Annotated in this window: 9 protein-coding genes; 3 read left to right on the top strand and 6 right to left on the bottom strand. The window is 67.7% G+C overall.

What is annotated here, in order from left to right:
• Positions 1-1,229, top strand: a 1,229-nt coding sequence (locus tag ACFYZB_RS31385) for a PASTA domain-containing protein (RefSeq protein WP_388764312.1), incomplete at its 5' end; no start/stop codon positions are given.
• Between the two features lie 119 nt (positions 1,230-1,348).
• Positions 1,349-1,570 carry a restriction endonuclease gene (locus tag ACFYZB_RS31380; RefSeq protein ID WP_388764310.1) on the top strand — a complete coding sequence of 74 codons (222 nt, stop codon included), beginning with the start codon at positions 1,349-1,351 and terminating at the stop codon, positions 1,568-1,570.
• A gap of 96 nt (positions 1,571-1,666) precedes the next feature.
• Here ACFYZB_RS31380 and ACFYZB_RS31375 read toward each other — a convergent pair whose 3' ends face one another.
• The 6 genes from ACFYZB_RS31375 to ACFYZB_RS31350 are packed head-to-tail and all read right to left on the bottom strand — an operon-like array spanning position 1,667 to position 5,936.
• Positions 1,667-2,410: a class E sortase gene (locus tag ACFYZB_RS31375; RefSeq protein ID WP_388764308.1), complete on the bottom strand. Its 744-nt coding sequence runs from the start codon at positions 2,408-2,410 to the stop codon at positions 1,667-1,669.
• A gap of 55 nt (positions 2,411-2,465) precedes the next feature.
• The gene (locus ACFYZB_RS31370) at positions 2,466-3,566 is read right to left on the bottom strand and encodes a class E sortase (RefSeq protein WP_388764306.1); all 1,101 of its coding nucleotides are present in this window, start codon (positions 3,564-3,566) and stop codon (positions 2,466-2,468) included.
• Complete coding sequence (locus tag ACFYZB_RS31365; protein WP_351217310.1) at positions 3,563-4,201, bottom strand: aminodeoxychorismate/anthranilate synthase component II; 639 nt, start codon at positions 4,199-4,201, stop codon at positions 3,563-3,565. Before ACFYZB_RS31365 ends, ACFYZB_RS31370 begins: the two co-directional genes overlap by 4 nt.
• Positions 4,198-4,359 carry a hypothetical protein gene (locus ACFYZB_RS31360; RefSeq protein WP_351217312.1) on the bottom strand — a complete coding sequence of 54 codons (162 nt, stop codon included), beginning with the start codon at positions 4,357-4,359 and terminating at the stop codon, positions 4,198-4,200. Before ACFYZB_RS31360 ends, ACFYZB_RS31365 begins: the two co-directional genes overlap by 4 nt.
• 52 nt (positions 4,360-4,411) lie before the next feature.
• Entirely contained in the window at positions 4,412-5,122 is a 711-nt protein-coding gene (locus tag ACFYZB_RS31355; RefSeq protein ID WP_388764304.1) for a class E sortase, read from the bottom strand.
• Positions 5,123-5,147: 25 nt separating this feature from the next.
• Complete coding sequence (locus ACFYZB_RS31350; protein ID WP_388764303.1) at positions 5,148-5,936, bottom strand: DUF881 domain-containing protein; 789 nt, start codon at positions 5,934-5,936, stop codon at positions 5,148-5,150.
• A gap of 153 nt (positions 5,937-6,089) precedes the next feature.
• On the opposite strand from ACFYZB_RS31350, the gene crgA reads away from it, so the two are divergent.
• Positions 6,090-6,344: a cell division protein CrgA gene (gene crgA, locus ACFYZB_RS31345; protein ID WP_351217318.1), complete on the top strand. Its 255-nt coding sequence runs from the start codon at positions 6,090-6,092 to the stop codon at positions 6,342-6,344.
• Positions 6,345-6,365: the final 21 nt, after the last annotated feature.

Here is a 6,365-nt window from a genome sequence, read left to right as displayed (position 1 = left end):
TCAAGGACCCGAACTACCGCTACCAGTCGGCCGACGAGATGCGCGCCGACATCGAGGCCTGCCTGGACGGCCAGCCGGTCGCGGCGACCGCCGCGATGGGCGCGGTGGGCTACGGCGGCTACCCCGACGACCAGCCGACGACGGCCCTGCGCCCGGACGCCGGCGCGGGGGCGACCAGCATGCTCCCGCCGATGAACCCGGACGACGGCGGCTACGGCTACGACGAGGGCCCCGGCCGCCGCGGCCGCCAGCAGAAGAAGTCCAACACCTCCACGATCCTCCTGGTGGTCGCGGGCATCCTGGTCCTGATCGGCGCCATCCTGATCGGGAAGTGGGTCGCCAGCAACGGCAACACCGGCAACGGCAAGGTGCCGGTACCGACGTTCGTCGGCCAGCCGCTGAGCACAGCCAGGAACATGGCCGACAATGTCGACCTGAAGGTGTCGGTCACCAGGAAGCCCTGCGACGACCAGGCCAAGGGCAACGTCTGTGCCCAGGACCCGACGCCCAAGACAGAGGTGGACAAGGGCTCCACGATCAACCTGACCGTGTCGACGGGTGCTCCCAAGGTCGCCGTGCCGAATGTCCTCGGTCAGAACTTCGACGACGCCAAGGCGACGCTCGAAGGCGATAAGTACAAGTTCGATGTCGTCCGGAAGGACGAGGTCTCGACGCAGCCGGTGGGCACGGTCATCAAGCAGAACCCCGACCTCGGTATCGAGGTTCAGAAGGGTTCCAAGATCACCCTGACCGTTGCCAAGGCGGCGGACAAGGTCACCATCCCCAACGACGTCGTCGGCAAGTCCTGCGACGACGCGAAGGCCGAGCTGACGCAGTTGGGCCTGGCTCCCAGCTCCACATGCACGGAAACCCCCACCACCAACCAGGACGACGACGGCAAGGTCTTGTCGACCAACCCGGCGGTGGGCAGCCAGGTCGACAAGAACACGCCCGTCGTCATCAACGTGGGCAAGTTCCAGGCCAGCCAACCGACTCAGGTACCGAACGTCACGACCCAGCCCCTGAAGCAGGCCCAGCAGATCCTGCAGCAGCAGGGCTTCACCCAGATCCAGGTCAACGGCCCCAACGACGACAAGGCCCGGGTCATCAGCCAGACCCCGCCCGCGGGAACCCAGGCCGACCCGAGCAACACCCAGATCGTCCTGACCACCGTCGACATCGGCGGCGGCAACGGCGGCGGCGGCTTCCTCGGCGGCAACAACGGCTGACTGACCATCCCTTCGAGCAGAGCTCCGGCACCCTGGAGGCAGAGTGCCGGAGCTCTGCTCCAGGACCGGGGCGTCGACATCATCGGGCTCACGGCCGACGGGCGACGGTTTGTCGTCCAGTGCAGCGGTTCGCGCCCTACTTCAACATCACCAGCCCCGAGATGCAGAAGTTCGTCGGGGCCGCCAAGGTTCTGTACAGCGCGGAAGTGGCGCTCTTCGTAGCGACCTGCCCCTTCACCCCTGAGGCCCTCCACATCGCCACCAAGGCAGGGATCACCGCTGTGCACCGCGGGATGCTGCAGCGGTGGAGCGCCGGGGAGCCGCTGCAGGCCTTGGAGTAGATACGGCGCGACGCAAAAGGGCCCGAAGCCGCAAAGGAAGGTTGCGGCTTCGGGCCTCCGCCATGCTAGAGGACTGAGGTCCTTCAAGGAGCTCGGTCAGCCCCCCAGCTCCGCCGGCGGCGTCCGCTTGCTGTCCACCTTCTCCACGCGGACCAGTTCGCCCCACACCACATACCGGTACTCGCTCGTGTACACCGGCGTGCACGTCGTCAGGGTGATGTAGTGGCCCGGCTTGTTCTTGCCGGACTCCTTCGGGACCTGGTCGATGACCTTGACGTTGTACTTCGAGGTCTCCGGGAGGATCGAGAAGACCTTGTAGACGTACCAGTCGTCCCGCGTCTCGAAGACGATCGGGTCGCCCTTCTTCACCTTGTCGATGTTGTGGAACTTCGCGCCGTGCCCGTCCCGGTGCGCGGCGAGGGTGAAGTTGCCGTCCTTGCCGGTCATGGGGAGCGCTGCCCTGACCGGATCCGTGTAGTAGCCGGCCACGCCGTCGTTCAGGACGTCCGTGCTCGTGCCCTTCTTGACCAGGACCACGCCGTTCTTCATGGACGGAACGTGCAGGAAGCCGATGCCGTCCTTGGTGTCCAGCGCGCCCGGAGCGGAGTCCGTCGCGTGGGCCCATTGCTGGCGGACCTTGTCGGCCTCTTTGTCCGCCTTGCGGTCCGCTATCACGTTCGTCCACCACAGGGAGTACACGACGAACAGGGCGAGCAACAGGCCGGCGGTGATGAGGAGTTCACCGAGGACGCTGACCGCCGCCGCGATCCGGCCGGGCCGGGCCCGACGTGCGTCGGACGCGTCCGTGTGTTCTTCGGTGTCGTCGGCGGTCGCTGCCACAGTTCCCTCTGCCCCTACTCGCTTCAGCCCTGCTCGCTTCAGCCCTGCTGATGCCCTACTCGATGAGCGCGTCCGGCTTGCCCTTGCTGCGCGGGCGTTCCTCGACCATCTTGCCCCAGACGACCAGCCGGTACTTGCTCGTGAACTCCGGCGTACAGGTGGTGAGGGTGATGTAGCGGCCGGGCTGGGTGAAGCCCGAGCCCCTCGGAACGGGGTCCAGCACGCTCGTGTTGGACGGCGAGGTCACCGGCAGCGTCGAGGTCACCTTGTACACGAAGTACGTGTCCTGCGTCTCGACCACGACCGCGTCCCCGGGCTTGAGCTTGTTGATGTACCGGAACGGTTCGCCGTGCGTGTTGCGGTGGGCGGCAAGAGCGAAGTTGCCGGTCTTGGCATCGGGCATCGCCGTCTTCAGCGGGGGCTCGCCGTAGTGCCCGACCATGCCCTTGTCGAGGACCTTCTCCTTGCTGACGCCCTCCGCGATCGGCGCGACCACGTCCAGCTTGGGGATGTGCAGGATGGCGAAACCCTGCCCCGGCTCGAAGACCCCCGGGTTGCGCTTGCCGCTCGCCCAGTCGTCCTGGAGCTGATGCGTTTCGCTGCCCGCCTGCGCGTGCGCACGGATGTTGGTCCACCACAGCTGATAGGTGACGAACAGCAGCATCAGCACGCCGGTGGTGATGAACACCTCACCGATCGCCCGGCTCGCGATGACGCCCGGACTCGGCTTGCGCAACCGCGCCTGCCGCCGTGCCTCCACCCGGGACAGCGGCCGACCGGGCTCCGCGTTCTCCGCCGTCTCCGCGGATGCCGCCTCCCGTCCGGCACCATGACGCCCGCCACGGCGCTTGGCGGCCTTTCTGCGGGCCGCACGGCCACCGACCCCACCGGGAGTGGCGGATGAGCCTGACGGGGCCCCAGAGGCGCCGCGGCGCCCCCTCTCCGGGCCCGGCGAAGGCTCGGGGATCCGCAGCGCCATCGTCTCGTCGTCCGGGGCGGGCCGGTACGACTGGTCGTACGACTCCTCGTACGGCTCCCCGTACGGACCCCGGGGCACCGCGCCCGCCGCGACCGAGTCCCCAAGCGCACCGGAAGCCTCGTACGACTGATCCCCGTACGAGGCATCGGTCTCGCGCTCCGGGCGCAGCGCGGTCACGCCGTGGCCCTGCCCACCACCGGGGCCAGCCCCGTCGACCTCGCCACGGCACCCTCGTCGCCGCACTCCACCAGCCAGTTGGCCAGCATCCGGTGCCCGTGCTCGGTCAGCACCGACTCGGGGTGGAACTGGACGCCCTCCACCGGAAGTTCCCGGTGCCGCAGGCCCATGATGATGCCGTCATGGGTGCGGGCGGTCACCTCCAGCTCGGCCGGGACCGTCGCCGGCTCGGCGGCCAGAGAGTGGTAGCGGGTCGCCGTGAAGGGCGAGGGCAGGCCCGCGAAGACGCCCTTGCCCTCGTGCTCCACCAGCGAGGTCTTGCCGTGCAGCAGCTCCGGCGCCCGGTCGACCACACCGCCGTACGCCACCTGCATCGACTGCATGCCCAGGCACACCCCGAACACCGGCACACCGGTGGACGCGCAGTGGCGGACCATGTCCACGCACACGCCCGCCTCCTCCGGCGTTCCCGGTCCGGGCGAGAGCAGCACCCCGTCGAACCCGTCCTGGGCATGCGCCGTCGACACCTCGTCGTTGCGCAGCACCTCGCACTCGGCACCCAGCTGATACAGGTACTGGACGAGGTTGAAGACGAAGCTGTCGTAGTTGTCGACGACGAGAATCCGCGCACTCACTGGTTGTCCACCGTCACATCGTTGAAGGGCAGCAGCGGTTCGGCCCACGGGAAGACGTACTGGAAGAGGACGTAGATCACGGCCAGGACCAGGACGAGGGAGATCAGCGCCTTCACCCACGCGTTTCCCGGCAGATGCCGCCAGATCCAGCCGTACATGCCGTTCCTTCCGTATCCCCACGGCACCTGACTCACGCCGTACGCCACCAGACTAACGGCGCAGAGCCCTCGGTTCTCCTGCCTCCACAGACTGTGTGGAGTCCAGGTGCGCCCAGACGATCAGCCGGTGACTGTGCCCCCATTCCGGATCGCACGTCGTCAGCGTCAGATACCGGCCCGGACGCGCATACCCCGACTTACGTGGCACAGGGTCGATCACCTCAACGTCCGTCGGCACCGTTTTGTAGGGCCCTTTGTCGATCCGATACGTGAACCAGGTCGTCCCGTCGGTGAGGACGACGGCGTCCCCGGCCCGCAGCTTCGGGAAGTCCAGGAACGGGTCGCCGTAGGTGCGCCGGTGACCGGCGACCGCGAAGTTGCCCACCTGGCCGAGCTGCGCGGTCCCCTGGTAGTGGGCGAGCCCCTTCGCCAGCACGTCCCGGCCGGTGCCTTCCAGGACCGGCTTGTTCCACGTGAAACCGAGCCGCGGGATGTACATGATCGCGAAGGCCTTGCCGTAGTGGTACGGCTCCGGTTTCGTCACGGAGACCGTCTGCTCGCCCGGGACCGACGTCCGCCCGCCGGACGACGCCGTCGGCTGCAGCCTCCCCTTCGACCACTGCCGGTGCAGCTGGTCGATCTGGTCGTTCATGGCGCCGTCGGCCCGCACACCCGTCCAGAACAGCACATAGGCGACGAAGAGCACGATCAGAGTACCGACGGTGATGCACAGCTCGCTGACGGTCCGGACGATCACGCGCACCGGCGCCTCCGTGACGGATGGCTGGCTACTGCACGGGCTTCGCGTAGTGCAGATCCACTGTGCCCGAGTAGCCCGGAAGAGTCACCGTCCCGTCGTCGGTCACTTTCCAGCCGAGACCGTAGACGTTGACGTACACCATGTACGTCTGGATCGCCTTGCTCGCCGCGAGTGCCTGCTGCAGCTTGTCCGGATCACCGACCGCCGTGATCTGGTACGGCGGTGAGTAGACCCGGCCCTGGAGGATCAGCGTGTTGCCGACGCAGCGCACCGCGCTGGTGGAGATCAGGCGCTGGTCCATGACCTTGATGCCCTGGGCGCCGCCCTGCCACAGCGCGTTCACCACGGCCTGCAGGTCCTGCTGGTGGATGACCAGGTAGTCGGGCTGCGGCTCGGGATAGCCGGGAAGCTTGGCGGTGGCGTTGGGCGGGGCGTCGTTGAGGGTGACGGTGATGGCGTGGCCGGTGAGCTTCCGGGTGCCGGCGCTCTTCTCCAGCCCGCTGAGCCTGCGGTCCTGCGCCTTGCTGCTGCCGTCGTCGCTCTCGGCGAGGGACTCCACGCTCCCGCGCAGCGCCGCGTTGGACTCGTCCAGCCCCTTGTTCTTGCGGCTGCGCTGCTGGATCAGGTCGGACAGTTTCAGCAGGGAGCCGTCCTGGCGGATGTCGGTGCCCTTGGCCGTGTTGAAGCTGGTGAAGAAGATCAGTCCCGCGAGGGCGAAGACGGCCGCCGTGAGGATCCGCGCGGGGCGGACACGCAGGCTGCGGCCAGGGCCGGAGCCCGTTGATTGTGTCCCGGGGGAGTCGGCAGAATTGCTCAACGTACCCTTATCTCCTTCGGCGCCACGGAAGCACTACGCTAACGGACGCCCGGGGGAGCACACAGGGTCGCCATGTTGGCCGCCTGTACGCTGCCCCGAGCCCCGAACCGGTTACCTGCGCGGCCACGCAGCGCATCGACAGGAGAGACCCTCGTGCCGAAGTCACGTATCCGCAAGAAGGCCGACTACACGCCGCCGCCGGCGAAGCAGGCGCAGGCGATCAAGCTGAACAGCCGCGGCTGGGTCGCGCCTGTCATGCTGGCCATGTTCATCATCGGCCTGGCCTGGATCGTCGTCTTCTATGTGACCGACGGTTCGCTGCCCATCAATGCGCTGGACAACTGGAACATCGTGGTCGGCTTCGGCTTCATCGCCGCCGGCTTCGCCGTCTCCACGCAGTGGAAGTAGCTCTGCCCACGGCTGTCCGCT

Origin of the sequence: Streptomyces sp. NPDC001852, assembly GCF_042891825.1 — a bacterium.
Lineage (GTDB): Bacteria > Actinomycetota > Actinomycetes > Streptomycetales > Streptomycetaceae > Streptomyces.
The sequence above is the reverse complement of the archived record's forward strand: the minus strand, read 5'-3'. Positions and strand labels throughout refer to the sequence as shown.